13 protein-coding genes are annotated in these 18,537 nt (G+C 61.8%); 8 read left to right on the forward strand and 5 right to left on the reverse strand.

The features are described 5' to 3' along the window. The first annotated feature begins 63 nt into the window (after nucleotides 1-63). Nucleotides 64-381 carry a DUF7116 family protein gene (locus tag DM868_RS13835; protein ID WP_137277424.1) on the forward strand — a complete coding sequence of 106 codons (318 nt, stop codon included), beginning with the start codon at nucleotides 64-66 and terminating at the stop codon, nucleotides 379-381. On the opposite strand, the gene DM868_RS13840 is transcribed toward DM868_RS13835, so the two are convergent. Then, nucleotides 378-899, reverse strand: coding sequence for an aminotransferase class V-fold PLP-dependent enzyme (locus DM868_RS13840; protein WP_137277425.1), 522 nt, complete (start codon nucleotides 897-899; stop codon nucleotides 378-380). The genes DM868_RS13835 and DM868_RS13840 overlap by 4 nt on opposite strands. Before the next feature lie 204 nt (nucleotides 900-1,103). Here DM868_RS13840 and DM868_RS13845 point away from each other — a divergent pair, with 204 nt between their 5' ends. The 7 genes from DM868_RS13845 to DM868_RS15220 all read left to right on the forward strand — a co-directional run bounded on the left by DM868_RS13845 (nucleotide 1,104) and on the right by DM868_RS15220 (nucleotide 14,263). Then, a complete protein-coding gene (locus DM868_RS13845) occupies nucleotides 1,104-1,301 on the forward strand; it encodes a dodecin (RefSeq protein ID WP_137277426.1) in 198 nt (65 codons plus the stop codon). A 114-nt stretch (nucleotides 1,302-1,415) separates the two neighbouring features. Further along, a complete protein-coding gene (locus DM868_RS13850; RefSeq protein ID WP_137277427.1) occupies nucleotides 1,416-1,718 on the forward strand; it encodes a Sec-independent protein translocase subunit TatA/TatB in 303 nt (100 codons plus the stop codon). 61 nt (nucleotides 1,719-1,779) lie between these two features. Beyond that, nucleotides 1,780-2,634: a ZIP family metal transporter gene (locus tag DM868_RS13855; RefSeq protein ID WP_137277428.1), complete on the forward strand. Its 855-nt coding sequence runs from the start codon at nucleotides 1,780-1,782 to the stop codon at nucleotides 2,632-2,634. A 126-nt stretch (nucleotides 2,635-2,760) separates the two neighbouring features. Further along, a complete protein-coding gene (locus DM868_RS13860; protein ID WP_137277429.1) occupies nucleotides 2,761-3,963 on the forward strand; it encodes an AI-2E family transporter in 1,203 nt (400 codons plus the stop codon). A gap of 427 nt (nucleotides 3,964-4,390) precedes the next feature. Beyond that, nucleotides 4,391-11,251, forward strand: a complete 6,861-nt coding sequence (locus tag DM868_RS13865; RefSeq protein WP_170964529.1) for a malectin domain-containing carbohydrate-binding protein — start codon at nucleotides 4,391-4,393, stop codon at nucleotides 11,249-11,251. Between the two features lie 302 nt (nucleotides 11,252-11,553). Continuing rightward, nucleotides 11,554-13,236: a PKD domain-containing protein gene (locus DM868_RS13870; RefSeq protein WP_137277431.1), complete on the forward strand. Its 1,683-nt coding sequence runs from the start codon at nucleotides 11,554-11,556 to the stop codon at nucleotides 13,234-13,236. 868 nt (nucleotides 13,237-14,104) lie between these two features. Then, entirely contained in the window at nucleotides 14,105-14,263 is a 159-nt protein-coding gene (locus tag DM868_RS15220) for a DUF7838 family putative zinc beta-ribbon protein (RefSeq protein WP_170964530.1), read from the forward strand. A gap of 1,229 nt (nucleotides 14,264-15,492) precedes the next feature. Here the strand turns inward: DM868_RS15220 and DM868_RS13875 are convergent. The 4 genes from DM868_RS13875 to DM868_RS13890 all read right to left on the reverse strand — a co-directional run bounded on the left by DM868_RS13875 (nucleotide 15,493) and on the right by DM868_RS13890 (nucleotide 18,531). Continuing rightward, on the reverse strand, nucleotides 15,493-16,251 hold the full coding sequence (locus DM868_RS13875) for a bacteriorhodopsin (protein ID WP_137277432.1): 759 nt from the start codon (nucleotides 16,249-16,251) through the stop codon (nucleotides 15,493-15,495). A 354-nt stretch (nucleotides 16,252-16,605) separates the two neighbouring features. Beyond that, nucleotides 16,606-17,199: a response regulator gene (locus DM868_RS13880; RefSeq protein WP_137277433.1), complete on the reverse strand. Its 594-nt coding sequence runs from the start codon at nucleotides 17,197-17,199 to the stop codon at nucleotides 16,606-16,608. A gap of 9 nt (nucleotides 17,200-17,208) precedes the next feature. Continuing rightward, a complete protein-coding gene (locus DM868_RS13885; protein ID WP_137277434.1) occupies nucleotides 17,209-17,532 on the reverse strand; it encodes a HalOD1 output domain-containing protein in 324 nt (107 codons plus the stop codon). Between the two features lie 198 nt (nucleotides 17,533-17,730). Then, nucleotides 17,731-18,531: an ion transporter gene (locus DM868_RS13890; RefSeq protein WP_137277435.1), complete on the reverse strand. Its 801-nt coding sequence runs from the start codon at nucleotides 18,529-18,531 to the stop codon at nucleotides 17,731-17,733. Nucleotides 18,532-18,537: the final 6 nt, after the last annotated feature.

The following is an 18,537-nucleotide window of genomic DNA, read 5'->3' on the forward strand; positions in this document are numbered from 1 at the left end:
GTACACGTCACACTCCGGGAACGTGCCAATCTTTATCCCCCGCCGCGTCTAATCTCGAAGAGAATGGGAGCTGTTAGCACATCCCTCGTCGAGGAGGCACGGACCGTCTTCCGCGATCTCGGCTACGAACTGACGGCCGAGGGCGGCGAGTTTCGAGCCGAACGGAAGTGGCGGACCGTCTACGTGACGACCGCTGATCCGGAGGAGGCGAACACGCACGGCCGGCTTCGGTGTTTTGTCACCCGCGCCGAACGCGCCGCCGAGGTTCGCGATCGACTGCTCGCGATCGAACCCGACTACGACTGGGCGGTCATCGGCATCGATGAGGACGGGAAGTATCAGGTGACCCACCCGAGCGCGGACGTGCTGCCCGCGCCCTAATCGTTCAGCGCGTCGACCGCGGCGACGACTCCGTCGCCGGCATCGACGTCGATTCCGTGCTCGGAAAGCGTCCCGCTGAGCGTCTTGAGGGTCGGCTCGCGGCGCGCGCCGTGTCCCATACAGCCGACGCGAATCGCCTCATCGGCGAATGCGCCGAGCCCGGTCGCGATCTCGACGTCGTACTCCTCACGCATCGTCGCGACGACATCGTCCAGCGTCAATCCACCCGGAAGCCGCGCCGTGGTCAAACTCGGCAGCCGCGCGGAAGGGGCCACGACCGGTTCGAGACCGAGCGCCCACAGCCCCTTCCGGAGGGCCGCAGAGATCCGGGCGTGTCTGTCCCACCGATCTTCGAGGCTCTCCTCGGCGACCAATCGGAGCGCCTCGCGAAGCGCGTAAACGTTGTTGACCGGGGCCGTGCGATGGTACGCGCGCTCGTCGCCCCAGTACTCCTCGAGCAGGAAGAGATCGAAGTACCAGGACCGAACGGGCTCCTCGCGGTCGGTGATCTTCGCCATCGCCTCGGCGTTGACCGACGGCGGACTCGCCTCGGGCGGGCAGGAGAGGCGCTTCTGGCCGGCCGAGTAGGTCGCGTCGATGTCTCACGCTTACCCGGACGTGTACATCGAGAGCACAAAACGGTCCAAAACCCCCGAGTTAATGTTATTTTTCTGATTAATCAGGGTACATTTAGGAACCTCGGGCCCGAACTGCGTATCGTTATGGTTTTCAAGAAGATCACGCTCATCGGGACGAGCGACGAGAGCTTCGACGCCGCGGCCGACGACGCGCTCGACCGCGCCGAAGACACGCTGGACAACATCTACTGGGCGGAAGTCACGGAGTTCGGCGTCGAACTCGCCGCAGTCGAGGGGAGAGAGTACCAGGCCGAACTCGAAGTCGCGTTCGAACTCGAATAGTGAAGGCGATGCCGATGGGGACGGAGAACGGGAGCGTTAGACACTGGCTTCGGGGCAGGTTCGGTTAGTATACGCACCATACATACACCCATCTCCGCCGAACGGCCGATCGAAATGCAACCGATGTTACCGATGCAGTTCGGACTTCCCGGCGGTCCCGAACTCCTGATTATCCTCTTCATCGCCGTGCTCCTGTTCGGCGCGAACAAACTGCCGAAACTGGCTCGTGCGAGCGGCGAGGCAATGGGCGAGTTCAAACGCGGACGGCAGGAGCTCGAAGACGAGATCAAACGCGGCGCGGCGGAGTCCACCGAAAGCGGGTCTCCAGAGGCCGAGCCCACGTTGGAAGCCGAAGCCGCCGACGCCGACCCGGTCGAAACAACGGAGCGCCCCGGCGAGACGGACGTTCCGTCGTAGCCGAACCGAACAGCGGTCCCGTCACGCGAATTTATAAAACCACCCGCTCGAGGGGTACGTAATGCAGGTCGAGATCGCGGAGAGCTTCGTCACCCTCCTCGGGACGTCCCCGGTGAGACAGGCGCTGGTGGGGGGGTTCATCATCGCGCTGTTGAACCTCGTCGGTGCGATGCTCGTCCTCGTCTGGCGAAACCCGTCTCAGCGGGCGCTGAACGGCATGCTCGGGTTCGCAGCCGGCGTGATGCTCGCGGCCGCCTTTACAAGCCTCATAATCCCCGGTATCGAGGAGTACTCGGGCGGAAACCCGATTCCGACGCTGATCGGCGTCGCGCTCGGCGCGCTGTTTCTCGATCGAGCGGACGCGCTCATCCCGCACGCGCACTACCTCCTGACCGGGCGGCGACGAACGGACGCCGCGGACCCTGCCGAGACGCTCCCGGTCACGGACGAGCGACTGGCCGGCGTCACGCTGTTCATTCTCGCGATCACGCTGCACAACATGCCGGAGGGGCTGGCCGTCGGGGTCGGGTTCGGTGCCGCCGGTGGAGATCCGGCACGGATCGGCGGCGCGTTGTCGCTGATGCTAGCGATCGGGCTGCAGAATATCCCCGAGGGGTTGGCCGTCTCCGTCGCGGCGATCAACGCCGGGCTCGACCGTCGGCTGTACGCGGTCTTCGCCGGGGTCCGCGCGGGTGTCGTCGAGATCCCCCTCGCGGTGCTCGGTGCCGTCGCGGTGACGACGGTCGAACCGCTGTTGCCGTACGCGATGGGCTTCGCCGCCGGGGCGATGCTGTTCGTGATCTCCGATGAGATCATTCCGGAGACACACAAGAGCGGCTACGAGCGCGTGGCGACGCTCGGCCTTATGATCGGCGTGATCGTCATGCTGTATCTGGACATCGCGTTGGCCGGGTGAGTGCCATTCGTCCCACGACGGGCCGACTCCACGATCGTAGACGGGATCTCCCGTTCGGACGGGAGAACGTTCACCCGGCGAGACGGCCGACGCGGGCTTTATTTATCCACCCACACTGATGGGAGTATGAACGAACGGCGTCTGATCGTGGCGACTTTCGGCCTTCTAGTCGCCACGATCACCGCGTACGTCGCCTATCGCTTCATCGCGGCGTTCACCGTCTCGATATTTCTGTACTACTCGACGCGGCGGTTCTACAACGAACTCGGCCGATTCCGATTACCGAAGCGGATACGCGCCATGCTGACGATTTCGGTACTCGCCGTACCGCTCGTACTGCTCCTGAGCTACACGATCGTACTGCTCGCTGTCGAGGCCAGAGCGTTCATCGAGACGTATCCGGTCGTCGACGCCGTCCCCGACGGGATCGTCTGGTTCGACGGGATCAACGAGCTCCCGGAACCGACGATTGGCGGGATCATCGACGCGTATCAGACCGGGCAGCTGGACGTGTTCATCGACTTCGCGGCCGAACACGCGGCGTTCGTGACCAGTCTCGTGACCGGGCTGCTGTTGAACCTGCTGATCATCGCCGTCGTGACGTACTATCTCCTGATCGACGGATCGAAGTTCCGATCCTGGCTGCTCCGCTTCGACGACGACGCCATCGTCCGGGAGTTCTTCGAGGCCGCCGACGAGGAACTCGAGGCGGTTCTCTTCGGGAACCTGCTAAACGTCATCGTCATCTCGATCATCGCGATCTTCGTCTTCACCGCCTACAACGCGGTCGTCCCGACCGCCGTCGAGGTTCCGTACCCGTCGCTCGCGGGCGCGTTGACCGGCATCGCGAGCCTGATCCCGGTCGTCGGGATGAAGATCGTCTATCTCCCCCTGGCGGGGATCGCATCGCTCCCGATCGCGCTCGGGGGTGATCTCGCGCTGTTCGGCTACATCGTCGGCTTTCTCGTGTTGGCGGCCGTAGTCGTCGATACGATCCCCGATCTCGTCCTCCGGCCGTATCTCAGCGGCAAGCGGACCCACGTCGGGCTGTTGATGCTTGCGTACATCTTCGGCCCGATCGTCTTCGGCTTCTACGGGCTGTTTTTCGCCCCGATGATCCTGGTGTTGGGACTGACGTTCGCCGACACCGCACTCCCGCGGCTGCTCGGAGCCGAGCCGACACCGGAGCCGACACCGAACACCCAGACGCGACTCGACGAGTTCCGGTCGGAAAGGCGGCCCAGCGGCCGTTCGTGGCGGGCGACGCTCCGCCGCGGTGTGGATCGCAGGGCCGACGACGACGGCACACAGCCATCCCGGCAGTCGTGACTCGACCGGGAGTACGGAGGAGAGGTTAATATCCCTTTAACTCGCAACGAACGCTGAATGGGTTGGGGAACAAGTCCGTCCAAACCGATCCGGGTCCATTAGTGGCTGCCAGATGTGGATGAATGTCCCGTAGCCATGGTGTTTTCGTCGTGTACGAATCCGTGATGCTCACCGAAGTAGGAGTGTATTACTCCCGTAAAATACTGCGATGAAAACATTACAATGAGCCACAGAATCGGGCCCTAACGTCCCGATGAGACCGCTTAGCTAGAATACATTCGATAATTAATAAAAAATCCACCATTAAGATCGGAAGCCGGTTTATTACTATTATGTATACAGATGGCCATCTACCATGGCCAGCCTGGTTCAGCGGCGTTCGAATCGCATTCGCTGGAAGACGCTCGCACTCGTATTTTCGGTCCTGATGGTAACGTCGATCGCCCTCGGCGGCGTGGCGTTCGCCGTCGGTCCGACACATGCTCAACAGGCGGCAACTGCCGAGTATCGCGTGAACGCGGGTAGCGGGACCGTCGGCGCGGTCGACGGCGGCATGGATTGGACCCCGCCCGGATCAACGAGCGGCGTAACGGTGAGTGGCGGCTCGACGTACGAGGCGTACTCCGGAACGGTCGATCTCGACTCGTCGGTGCCGTCGGGGACGCCGACGGAGATCTTCGGATCCGAGCTGTACGGCGATCAGCAGTGGACGTTTTCTGATGGGATTGACAGCAGTCAAGAGTACGAGGTCCGCCTGTACTTCGCGGAGATCTATCAGGGCGTCTCCGGCGGGAATCCCGAAGGGGGAGACGGTGCTCGGGTCTTCGACGTGTCCGTCGAGGGACAGCAGTTCCTCGACGACTACGATATCTACGCCGACGTCGGCCCCGAAACGGGCGTGATGAAATCGACGACGGTGGCCCCGACGGATGGGACGATCGACATCGAGCTCACGACGGAGGTGGACAACGCGAAGATCTCCGCGGTCGAGATCGTTCCCTCTGAGCCCGAGCCCGACACGCTCGGTGGCTCGTCGAGCGTCGACTTCGGAACCGTCGTCGCCGGCGACAGCGGGACCGAGGCGGTGACGTTGACCAATCTCGGCGAGAGCGGCGACGCTGACATCGACGTAACGGGGGTCTCGATATCCGGTTCTGACGCGGCGGCGTTCTCCCACGACTTCACGGGAAGCACGACGCTCACACCCGGCGAGTCGATCGACGTGCAGGTGACGTTCTCGCCGTCGGACGTCGAGTCGAAGACCGCCGCGCTCGAAGTGAGCCACAGCGGCACGAACGATCCGTTGACGATCGGGCTCTCAGGTGAGGGCGCGAGCGACGTGCCGGTCGGGTTCAGCAAATCGACGCTACAGGGGTTCAGCGCCGGTAACCCGACGGCGGTCGACTTCGGCCCTGACGGCCGCGCATACGTCTCGACACAGGGCGGCAACGTGTACGCGCTGGAGGTCGAGCGCAACGGCGAGGATAGCTATCAGGTCCTCAACGAGGAGGTGATAACCGCGATCAAGGATATCCCGAACCACGACGACCTCGGGAACTACGATGCGGGGCGGACCGCCCGGCAGATCACTGGTATTACCGCCGGCGGGACGGCCGCCGAACCGGTCGTCTACGTCTCCTCGAGCGACGCGCAGATCGACGTCGGCGACGACGACGACTCGAAGGACACCAACTCGGGAGCGGTCTCACGGCTGACGTTCGATTGGAACGGCGACGGGAGCCTCGCGAGCGTCGACCACGACGTGATGGTGCTCGGCTTACCACGCTCGGAGGAGAACCACTCGCCCAACGGGCTGGACCTCTCCACGGACGGCGAGACGCTGTATCTCGCCGTCGGCGGCCACACCAACAAGGGCGCGCCCGGGAACAACTTCGGGCACACGCCGGAGTACGCGCTCTCGGCGGCCGTGCTCGACATCGATCTCGCGCAGATCGAAGCCGAAAACCAGCCGAAGAGCCTCCAAGACGAGGACTCGGCGTACCCCGACCTCGACTACTACTACTCGATCCCGACCGTCCAGGGTGGATCCCTCCCGTTCGGCGGGAACGACGGGTTGAACCAGGCGAAAATCGTCGACGGCGGCCCGGTGCAGATCTACTCGCCCGGCTACCGGAACGCGTACGACATCGTCCTCTCGCAGGACGGGCAGCTCTACGTCATCGACAACGGGCCGAACGGCGGCTGGGGTGGCCAGCCCGTCGGTGAGGGCTCGACTGGGATGTGCACCAACGAGCCCAACGAGGACGGCAGCTACGGGACCGGCGACCAGCTCCACCTTGCCACCGAGGGCTCGTACGGCGGCCACGCCGCGCCCGTCCGGGCCAACCCGGACGGCGCCGGCCTCTGGGACGCCGACGGCAACCAGTACCACGACTTCGACGCGTCGGACACCCCGGTTCCGTTCGACATGGCGAACCCGATCGAGTGCGACTACCAGGACCCCACCGAGGACAACTCCATCGGGCCGACGTTCGGCTGGACCGGCGGCATCACGGAGTACACCGCTTCCAACTTCGGCAGCGCGATGAGCGGCGATCTGCTCGTCGTGGAGGCCGGCAGCGGCACGATCAAGCGTGTGCAGCTGAACGCCGCGGGCGACGAGGTCACCGACGTGTCATCGCCGCTGACCCAAGGGGGTGCGCTGGGCATCACCGCCCAGGGCGACGCGGAAACGCTTCCCGGCACGATCTGGACGGCGAACCACGGCGGCAACGACATCACCGTCTTTGAGCCGAACGATTACGGTGGCGGCGACGTGGGGCAGTGTACCGGTGCGGACGATCCGTCGCTCGACGAAGACGGCGACGGGTACAGCAACGCGGACGAGATCGCGGCCGGCACCGACCCGTGTTCGGCGGGTTCGACGCCGAATGACTTCGACGACGACGGCGTCTCCGATATCACCGACGACGACGACGACGGGGACGGCCTGCCCGACGGCGAGGACCCGTTCGCCCGCGACGCGTCGAACGGCCTCGACGGCGATCTGCCGATCGAACTGAACTTCGAGCCGAACGCACAGCCCGAGACGGTCCTCGGTCTCGGCTTCACCGGCGTGATGACGAACGGCGAGGACGATTACATGGATCTCTACGACGGCGACAGCGTCATCGCCGGCGGCGCGGCGAACGTCTTGACCGTCGAGGGGGTCCCGCAGGGAGACGCCCACCAGAACACCAACACCCAGCAGTACAGCTTCCAGATTGGCGCGAACGCGCCCGACGAACCGTTCGTCGTCAGCACCACGGTGAACGGCTTCCCCAACAGCCCCGAGGATTACCAGTCCACGGGGGTCTATCTCGGTAACGGCGATCAGGACAACTACGCGAAGTTGGTCGTCTCCGCCAACGGCGGCACCGGCGGGGTGGAGTTCGCGAAGGAGGTCGGCGGAAGCTTCGAGAGCGTCGCCCAGCCGGACGATGCGAGCGTCACCGGCCAAAGCACGAACACCGATCTCTACCTGCGCGTCTACCCGAGCAACGACACAGTCCACGCGTACTACGCGACCGACGGCGGTGAGCCGGTCGCCGTCGGCGAGACGACGATTCCCGCAGAGTGGATCGAGTCGGCCGACCAGGGGATGGCCGCCGGCGTCGTCTCGACATCGAACGGCGCGAGCTCGAGCTTCGATGCGACGTGGACGAACCTCCACATCACGCCGCTCGAGGACGATGGCGAGACGAACCAGCCGCCGATCGCCGACGCTGGGACCGACCAGACCGTCGAAGAGAACACCGAAGTGCAACTCGACGCGTCGGGCTCTTCGGACCCCGACGGCGACATGCTCGGCTACACGTGGACGCAACTCGACGGCCCGGACGTCGGGCTCAGCATCAACGACGCGCAGGACCCGACGTTCACCGCGCCGGACGTCGACGGAGAGACGACGCTCACCTTCGGAGTCAGCGTCTCCGACGGCGAGCAGACCGACACGGACACGGTGACGATCACCGTCGAGGACACCGACGATGCATACGCCGAGGGTGACGCCGTCCACCGCGTGAACGCGGGCGGTCCCGAGGTCACCGCGACGGACGACGGGCCGGCCTGGAGTGCCGACACGGGCGGCTCGCCGAGCGAGTATCTCGTCTCGGGCGGCGACATTCCGGGTAGCACCTATACTGTCGAGAACGTCGACGGCTCGGTCCCGGACGGGACGCCGACGGAACTGTTCCAGACCGAGCAGTACGATCCGGCCGAGGAGCCGCCGATGCAGTGGGAGTTCCCCACGGACGACGGGGCGACCTACGAGGTCCGCCTGTACTTCCACGACGGGTGGGACGGCACGAGCGCGGTCGGTGACCGCGTGTTCAACGTCTCGGTCGAGGATCAGCAGGTCCTTTCGAACTTCGACGTCATCGACACCTACGGCGACCAGACCGCCGCGATGGAGGCGTTCACCGTCGAGAGTGACGGAACGATCGACGTGGAGTTCAACCACGGCGCGGCGGAGAACCCGCAGGTGAACGCCATCGAGATCGTGAAACTCGACGATGGATCCGGCAGCGAGGTGAGCGTCGAGGAGGCCGTCGCGGCCCACGACGAGGACGGCGACGACGCGACGATTGAGTTCGCCGAGATCCAGCAGGCGATCAGCTGGTGGCAAAGTGAGTCCGAGATCCCCGGAACCGGCGGCCAAACGATCGACTTCCAGACGATCCAACAGCTCATCAGCCTCTGGCAATCGGAGGCGACGGTCGGCGACGGGGGCGGTGGCGACAACCAGCCGCCGACCGCGTCGTTCACCGCCGACCCGGCCGCGCCGAAGGTCGGCGAAAACGTGACGCTCGACGCCTCGGGATCGAGCGACGACAGCGCGATCGCGAGCTATGAGTGGGACTTCGACGGCGACGGCACCACCGAAACAACGGGCGAAACGACTACCACCAGCTTCGCGGCCGCCGGCGACTACGACGTCACGTTGATCGTCGCCGACGACGACGGCGAAACCGACACCGCCACCCAGACCGTCACCGTCAGCGAACCCGTGGCGGCGGAGGGATCGTCGCAGCTGCTCGTGACGCCGGACAGCGGCGTCGATTCGAGCACCTACGGCGGCGGTTCGTTCCAGCTGTCGAACACCGGTGACGCCGGAATCTCTTCGGTGACGATCGAACTGGATTCGGGAACCATACCCGACATCGTGTGGGACCCGGAGGGAACTGCGGGCGACCCGACCGGTAAGGGCCTCGTCGTCGACAGCGAGTCCGGAGACGGCGTCGGCGTCGTCAGCACCGCCGACGGAGACGTCTTCAGCGATCCCCACAACGGCGTCGACGGCGACGACGGCTACGACACGCTGACGATCGAGTTCACGGACTTCGACGCTGGCGAAGAACTGTCCTTCTCGGCAGACAACGATCCGACGAGCATCAAGGGTGCGACCGTCGGCTCGCAGGCGGCCGGCCCCGTCTCGGGGCTGGAACTCGCGGGCGCGACGGTGACCGTTGAGTACGACATCGGCGAGACGCAGACGAACACGCTGTTCAGCGACGGTAGCGGCGGCGGCGCGCAATCGACGATCACGGGCGACGTGGCCAGCGCGACTGCGATCGGCGTGCAGGGCGTCCCGCTCGAATCGACGGCACTGAGCGGCGACACCGCGGCCGCGACCGTCTCGGAGGCCCAGCAGACGATTACCGTCGCCGGTCCCGCCGACGCAACGGTCGAGGTCGCGCGCGTCGAGGGGGGACTGGACCTGAACAACGTACCGGACGCTGACGGTTCCGGATCACCCGGCTACGACATCGAGGCGTACGAGGCGAACAAGGCGCTCGATGTCGAGACGACGACCGTCACGCTCGACGAAAACGGTGAGGCGACCGTCGATCTGACGCTCACCGACTCGACGTCCGATGGCGGGTTCAACTACATAACTGCCGCCGTCCAGGAAGGCGGCGACACCGGACTCGACTCGAACGTCGTCGTGTTAGAGTACGACGACAGCACCGACGACGGGACCGGCGACAGCGCCACGAGCTTCGCCGTGAACGCGGGCGGGGCGGCGTACACCGCTGCGCATGGGACGGCCTTCGAAGCCGACACGGGCTTCGACAGCGGGACGGCCTACGATACCGCGAAGCCAATCGACGGCACCGAGGACGACCCGCTCTACCAGACCGAACGCTACGGGAACTTCAGCTACGACGTGCCGCTCGAAGACGGGAGCTACGACGTGACGCTCCACTTCGCCGAGATCTTCCAGGGGACGTCCGAAGATTCGAACCCCGGCGCCGACCAGACCGGCGAACGGCTCTTCGACGTGACGGTCGAGGGCGAACCGGCCCTGTCGGGCTACGACATCTACGCGGAAGCTGGCGGGTCGCTCAGCGCGGTGCAAGAGACGATCACCGCCGACGTCACCGATGGCGAGCTGAACATCGGGTTCTCGACAGTCGCGGACAACGCGAAACTGTCGGCGGTCGAGGTCGAGCCAGCCGACGACGGTGGTGACGAAAACCAGGCACCTGTGGTCGATTCGATCGCCGATCAGACCGTGACAGAGGGCGGTTCGGTGACGGTTCCAGTCAGTGCTTCTGCCGACGACAGCGACGCGCTGTCGCTGTCCGCGGCCGGGCCGGCCTTCGTGGGCTTTTCCGACGCGGGAGACGGCACCGGAACGCTCACCATCGAACCCGAAACCGGCGACGCCGGTACCTACACGGTCGACGTCACGGCGGACGACGGCACCGACGCCGCGACCGAGAGCTTCCAGCTCACCGTCGAGGAAGCCGCCGACCCCGAACCACAGGTGCTCTACCGGATCAACGCGGGCGAAAGCGCTGACGTAAGCTCGATCGACGACGGACCCGACTGGACCGGCGTCGCGGACGATTCCTCGCCGTACCTCGTTTCGGTCCCCGAAACTGATAGCGGGAACTACGCCGGGGGTGACGACGTCACTCCGACCGGATCTATTCCCGATAGCACGCCGGGAGCAGTGTTCGACGCTGAGCGATATGGGGAGATGGAGTGGGAGTTCTCGACCGACGTCGACGCAGAGGTCGAAATTCGACTCTACCTCAGCAATCAGTACCCCGGAACCAGCGAGCCCGAAGATCGACAGTTCAACGTCTCGGTCGAGGGGCAACAGGTCCTGACTGAGTACGATCCGGTCGCCGATGTCGGCCACGCTAACGGGGCGATGAAGAGCGTCACCATCACGAGCGACGGGACCGTCGACGTCGACTTCGAGCAGGGGCCGATGGAGAATCCGCAGGTCAACGCGATCGAGATCGTCGCGACCGGCGCGGGAGGATCGATCTGATCGTCGATGATACGAGCCGACCGAATCGGTAGTGAATCCGCGCGGACGTTCGAGGTACACGGCCATCGCGGCGCACCTACCGTCACCGAGTGGCCTCCCAATGACGGTCACGACGGATCTCCGACGGCGGACGACACCGTTGTCCCGTCGCCTCTCGTGAGAGGTGGCTCTCTCGCGCCGGATATCGGGATTCGCCGGCGACCCGAGGAGTATCCTCAAACGCGCCGGCGACCCGCCCGGCGATTTTCAGTCAGAACGGCAGCACCGCGTGGACAACAGAGCGACGCTAGCGGACACGAACTATGACAACACGAATTACACAGACGGCAACGGTCCTCGTAGCGCTGATGGTCGCCCTTTCGATCTTCGGAGGCGTGGGGACGGTCGCAGCACAGGACGCAACGGTCGAACAATCAGCGAGCGCGGTGACGGCGGCGCCGGGTGAGACGGTCGAACTGACGACGACCTTCTCCACCGAAGATATCACTGGGCACGGCGTGCAGGTCATCCTCCCGACAGACTGGCAGGGAACGATGACCGACGCCGACGGCGGCGCGCCAAATTCACCATCCGGGAGCCCAAACGTCCTCGAGGTCGTCTGGCTCACTGCGGGAACCCAGACGTACGAGATCACCTACGAAATCGACGTTCCGGGTGACGCCGAACCGGACGACTATACCGTCGGTGTCGAGGGGTCGGGGATCAATCCCGATGACGACACACAGGTCCTCGGTTCGACAGAGACGACGATCACCGTCGAAGAGCCGAGCCAGAACGAACCCCCGGGGGCGTCGTTCACGCACAGTCCGATCGGACCGCAAACGGGCGAGCAAGTATCGTTCGACGCCTCGGGGTCGGGCGATGATAGCGCAATCGCGAACTACGAGTGGGACTTCGACGGCGACGGCACCTCCGATGCAACCGGCGAAACGACGACCACGAGCTTCGATTCTGAAGGCGACTACGACGTCACGTTGACCGTCACCGACGACGATGGCGAAACCGATACCGCGACGCAGACGATCTCGGTCGCTGACGCGCCGGTCGCCCCCGGAAGCGGGATCGGCGTGAGTCTCGAACCGTCCGCGTCGACGATCACGGAGGGCGAATCCGACGAATTCGACATCGTCGTGTCCAACCTCGAAGGGAGTAGCGTCGGCGCATACGATATCACGCTCGCGCTCAGCAACGGCGGCGTTGCCACCTTCGACGGCGTCGAAGTCGACGGGGAGTCGATCGATGGCGATGACTCCGACCTGACCGACGTTATCGAGACCGGCGACGCGATCCGTATCGAAGTCGCCGGACAGAGCGTCGCTGGCGCAGAGGCAGTCATCGGGACCGTGAACGTCAGCGGAGATGCACCCGGCGAGGTCGACATCTCGGTTCAGGAAGCGCTGGTCTACGACGAGTCCGGCGACGGTTACGAGATCGGGGCGACGGAAGGAGTGGGCATGACCGTCGAAGAGCTCCAAGAGCCGTTCTTCGAGGTATCGAGCCTCGATGCGCCCGACGAGGTCGCCCAGGGCGACGACATCACGGTTACCGCGACGGTGACGAACACGGGTGAACTCACCGGCATCAAGACGGTCTCCTTCGAGTTCGACGGGGCGACCGTCGACTCCGAGGACGTCGAGCTCGACCCCGGAGCGAGCGCCGACGTGTCGTTCACCGTTTCGAGCGGCGAGATCTCCGCCGGGACGTACACCCACGGCGTCGTCACCGAGGACGGCAACGCGACCGCGGAGATCGTCATCACGCCGCCGGCGCTTGGCGAGTTCGAGACCCCGCCGCAGGACCTCGACGGGGATGGTCTCTACGAGGATGTCAACGGGGACGACGAGTTCGACATGGGAGACGCACAGGCGCTGTTCGCGAACCGAAACACCGAGGCAGTCCAGAACAACGCAGCCGCGTTCGACTTCAACGGAGACGAGGTCGTCGACGTGGGTGACGTTCAGGCGCTGTTCGACCAGTTGATCTGACGCCACACCGGGACCGACCGTCCCGCCTGCGTTGTTTTGACACAAACGAGACCGGTCCGGTTTCGATCGCCGAGGTGACGGTGATGGACGAATCGAGCGGGGCGGTCGAGGTGTCCGCCGGGAGTATCGAGGGCACTGGCGGGATCCGATTGTTCGACGGGGCGGGCGAGCGCTACGGAGAGATCGAGTCGAATTCTGTGACAGCCACCGTCGGACCGTCCAACGACGGCGGTACGGACGACGGTTCTGAGACAGATCCGAGCACCGCGGGGAGTGGCGGCGGCGATGTCGATGCCAGTTCGTCGGACACCAGTTCGGATAGCGATTCGGACGGAACGGACGGACGCGACACGGGATCGGAGAGCCCACCGACGCACGTGGGGACGACGAGAGGACGGATGCGGAGAACGCCGCCGCTGACGATAGCTCCAGCGAGAGTGAGACGACCGATAGTGCGGCGAACATCGGCGGTGAATCGGCATCGAACCCAACCCCTGCGCGGACCGAAGCGGCAGAACTGGACGACGAAGCCCCCGTCGACCAAACTGGATTCGGCGTTCTCCCGGCCGTTACCGCGGTCCTCGCCGTCGCGTGGCTCGCCACTCGCCGATACCGGTGACGGTGGATTCGGCGGGCGCGTCGCGTGCGGCCCGCCGATAACCGCCGACAGGTGGAGTCGATACCGCGGCTGGGAATTTGTATCGCTATATATGATTTATTGGCCATACACTGGTCTCAGATGGATCGTGAGGACGATGCACTCAGCACCGCTCTAGGCTTCGAACCGATCAAACCCCCGGCCGACACCCAATCCGACGCGGCCACCCGAACCAGAAAAATACAATGCGTACCCGGAGCAAGTGTCGGTATGGCTCTCTCATTGGAGACCGATTGCCCCGACTGTGACTCAACGGAGTTCTACAAATCAGCGAGCATGCGGATCCATCTCGGTATCAAAAAGAAGTGGCGCTGCATCAACTGCGAGTACGGGTTCGTCACGATCAACGGCATCGACACCTCGGTCTGACCGAACACCGAGCGAAGGGACGTGCGTTGCTGGACGGCGGTTACCGTACCTGATCGGTGCAGTCGTCGACCCTGCGTGAAAACTGCCCGGCCGTTCGAGCCCGTACGTGACCCAGAAATTCGACGAGTACCGTACATAGCTCAGTTCCAGAACGCCTCGTTTCGATCGTGGCAGGCAACTGGATCAGCCTCAACGCAGAGGTTTTAACCCCCATTTTCGCGTTACAACCGCGGTCGACACGACCCGCCGGACAGGCAGTTGGTCGGTCGTGGGTCGTCCCTCAGTTGAGTAGTGTACGCGCTGCGGTACGCCTCCGTGCGAAATCGTCGGTCGCAGTTCTTCGGGCCGTCTTCGGAGGCCGAGTAGTGCCGTAATCGGGAGGGAAACGCCGAAAGTAACCGCGTTGGACGCTGAGACACGCGATATATAAACCACTTATCGCGATACTAAATTCGAATGTTGGAAGTTCACAGTTTCGGAGGATAGATGACGTCGATCCTGGGGCTCCCCGACCCGAGGGGCACGACCAAATCACTCGGGGTACGGAGTGGCACTACGTGATTGACGACTTAGCGGAGACGATATCGCTCGGCCCGGCGATGGACGGCGAACCCGGCGACGACTGGGCCCTCTCGTTTACGCCTGAAGGTTGGATCGGAAATCGAGACCAACTATCTCACTGCACACGGCCACGGCTTTGGAGGGTTGGACTGATGCTTGCCTTTCTTTCGACGACAGCCGGAGTGAGTTATCCGTTCAGTCAGCGTGTCATAGAATCACTCGCGAACTCCGAGGGCCATTCGTTTACTGAACGGTCTGCGTATTCGATCCTCACGGACAGTACAACCATTCCTGTCAAAATGAGAGATCCCAATACAACGTACCGCAGCGAGTGCTCATCGATCTGTGTTGTGAAGCCGGTGCCAGTGAGTGGAATTACCAGGAGAGCGACTGCGTACCGTGCTTTTCGAAACTAACGCATCTGTTCGTTATCAGAGAGCCCGGAACATCAGACTTCGGCCACTTGCTTTCTGTAACCGCATGAGCTGTCTTCTATGACACGGTTAGTATGCTACAATAGCTATCGACACAAATCGATTCTCGACGTTCAGGTGTTCGCGCTGTGCAACACTGGTTCGACGCGTGCGCGTTTTATTTACTCAGTGGAAACCGCTCTCCGAGAGCACGTTTCTCGTCGATAGCTACAGGTAGCAGACTCCCTTTCGCAATTAGTCAGTGGGGTCTGCGTCTCCTAGCGCCGCACCAGCAGCCTCGCCCGCTGCGTCGAGAACATCACGGCTCGATAGCAAGATGATACCGAAGCCGACCTTGGCGACGAGGTCGAGCACCATGAACCCGGCAGTTTCGCTGTAGAGGCTGATCATTCCGAGCCCCTCCGTGCCGAGGATCCACCACACTGGGTAGACCAGCCAAACGACCACGATGAGGTTTCGAAGAGTGCTAAACGTCGATCGGGCGGCTCCCGACAGTTGGTTTGCTTCTTCGGTCAGAGTGCCGAAGAGGTAGTATAGCAACACCAATAGCAAGCCCGTCGAGACACCCCACCAAATAATGCGGTCCCCGACAGGGCTGAGCAGCACACCAGCTGTCGATAGCGTTGCCACGGCACCAGTGCCGATCATCAGTACGTCAAGGCCAACGAGTGTAGACAGTTGGTTTCGGTTTGCCCCAGCAAGCAATCCGAGGTCAATGAGCAAGAGTGGCGTTGTGAACAGCCAATCGGTATACCGTGCCCAATAAATCGGTAGCTCCTCACCGCCGATCTCGATTGTCGTCAACCCGAATCCGAGTGCCATGCTCAGGTAGTTTACGAATGCGATAGCAGTGATGAATATCGTGACAATATAGAACTCTTGACGGCGTCTATTCTTTTCACCCCATCCGCGGGCGATGAAGTATAGCATACCAATGAGCATTCCTGCTGTCCCTAGCCACAGCCATAGTGACTCGCTGCCTGGTTGGGTCATATTACATCAGAACGATCGCTCATATACGGTATTTGTATTATGCCTTTATGTATAGTGTAAAGCGTGGACAAGCTTTACTAATAGGTATTAATACGCTACCTCTCTATCTTTGATCGGTGAATTGCCGCAGGGCTAAGGCATTCTCATACACTGTTTGTAAAAGGGGTTTGAAACTTCAATGCAGAAACTAAAACAGAGAAGGCAGCATAGCAAATGGCATAATTAATATAATTAAAAAATGCAATAGCTCGTACGAAGGCCAATCCGATGAGCATCGGATACTTGTTTTCTGCGAGTACTGCGACATTGCTGCTGGTAGCATAATCAGTGGACGCCACAGCTCCTCGAAGCATATCAAAGCTGATCTACAGGTTGGGACCCGATACGCTGGTCTCTGACCAGCATATCGATCTGATACTCTGCCTCGAGACGCTTGAGTGTCGTATCAGCGTCTTCTTCCAACTCCCGTATTCTCTTGAGGAGATTGCCGTATCGATCGTCTTTTTGAAGCTCTGTTTTGTCGAGGTTCGCCTCTAGTGTGGCTTTCCTCGCGGTGAGTGAGAAAAGCTCTGTGAGTGAATCTTCGTATGTGAGAACCAGCTCCGCAGCTTCGACAGTTCGAAGAAGTTTTCTCCGGTCAATCGGTTTGATGAGATAGTCGTCCACGTCGATGGACGCTAGATCCTCCGTTGGCTGCACAGCTGTCGCCATAATCACCTGCTGGCCATCACCGTTTTCGCGAATTGATTGTAGCACTTCCGTGCCAGAGAGCCCCGGCATTCGACGGTCTAGAAGGACGATATCAATGGATTCCTCAGCGAAAATTTCCAGTGCATCTTCCCCAGAGTAGGTCACATAAACCTCGAACTGCTCGCGTAGCCAAATACCGAATAAGTCGGCGAGATTTTCTTCGTCGTCGACGATCAGAACAGTGCTACAATGTGTCATCTATTTTACTTACACATCTCGTTCGACGATGACACGCACCGTTGACCCATACAGAACCGTAACAAGTGCGTCTTGGAAAAGAAACTCTACAGAGGGCGTGTAGCTGGTCTCGTCGACTGCACGACTTTTGAACAAGCCATTTAGCTTGTCTACATCCACGAACTCGAACACCGGTGGGGATCTACTGAGTTCTGGCCAGTGATCTACGGCTTCCATAAGTGTGCTAAGAACTGCTTCGGAGACCACGACCGGTCTTTCAAACCCTTTTACAAGTTGCGTGTCTGTACTCCATATTTCCACTACGGACGTAGAGTACGGTGACGTCTCGGCCATGGAAAATAAACATAGTGCTCTGTGTTAATGATGTAGCCTACTAGTATTGGTACAGCAAAAAAAAAACCTAATCATATAGGTGTACTTTCGAGAGACTTCGTACGAACGCCTACCAGATCGATAATCCGACTGCCTCAGGAGATGCGCCCGAGACAGTTCACGTGTCACAGCACATACCGTTGGTGCCTGCTGGTGTGATTAGTGGTTGTCCAGCGACTCTCCACAGTGTGGGCAGGTATTTTCCGAGCCTGATTGGGAATCCTCAATGAAGCCTGCGGCCAGTATTGATGCTGGGAGAGCGAACAAGCCAATCCCGAACACGGCGATAAGGGAACCGACAATCTGTCCTCCTCTGGTCACCGGGTACATGTCTCCGTATCCGACCGTCGTGAGTGTCATTGCTCCCCACCACAGCGTCGCCGGGATCGAACTGAATAGTTCGGGCTGTGCTTCATGTTCAAGTTGGTACATAACTGATGAAGCCAAGACGAGTAGAATGATATTCATCGCCGCCGAAACGACCAGTTTCTCTTTTTGATTCCGAAAGACGGCTCCTAATGACCTGATCGATTCGGAGTAGCGAGCGATCTTGAGCAGCCGGATCACCCGCACAAGCCGCATCGCCCGGAGAAAGCGCGTATCTACGGCGAATATGCTTGCGAGATAGAACGGAAGGATCGCAAGGAGATCAACGATCATCAGCGGTGTACAAATAAAACGGATGCGTCCTCGGATCGGTTTCGCGTACGACCGCGTTTCGGTGATCGACCAGACGTGAGCCACGTACTCGATCGTGAAAACGATAATCGAAATCAGTTCGATCAGATACAGTTCACGTCTGTACGCGGCCGCAACGGGGTCCACGGTTTCGAGCAGCACTGCGATAATATTGATCACGATCAGCCCCATGATACCCCAATCGAACGCTGCCCCGAGTCTTCCCCCTAATCGTGGAGCGAATATCTCGTAGGTGAACGATCGCGCTTCTGTGTAGTTCATTATCAC

Source organism: Natronomonas salsuginis, assembly GCF_005239135.1.
GTDB classification, from domain to species: Archaea; Halobacteriota; Halobacteria; order Halobacteriales; family Haloarculaceae; genus Natronomonas; species Natronomonas salsuginis.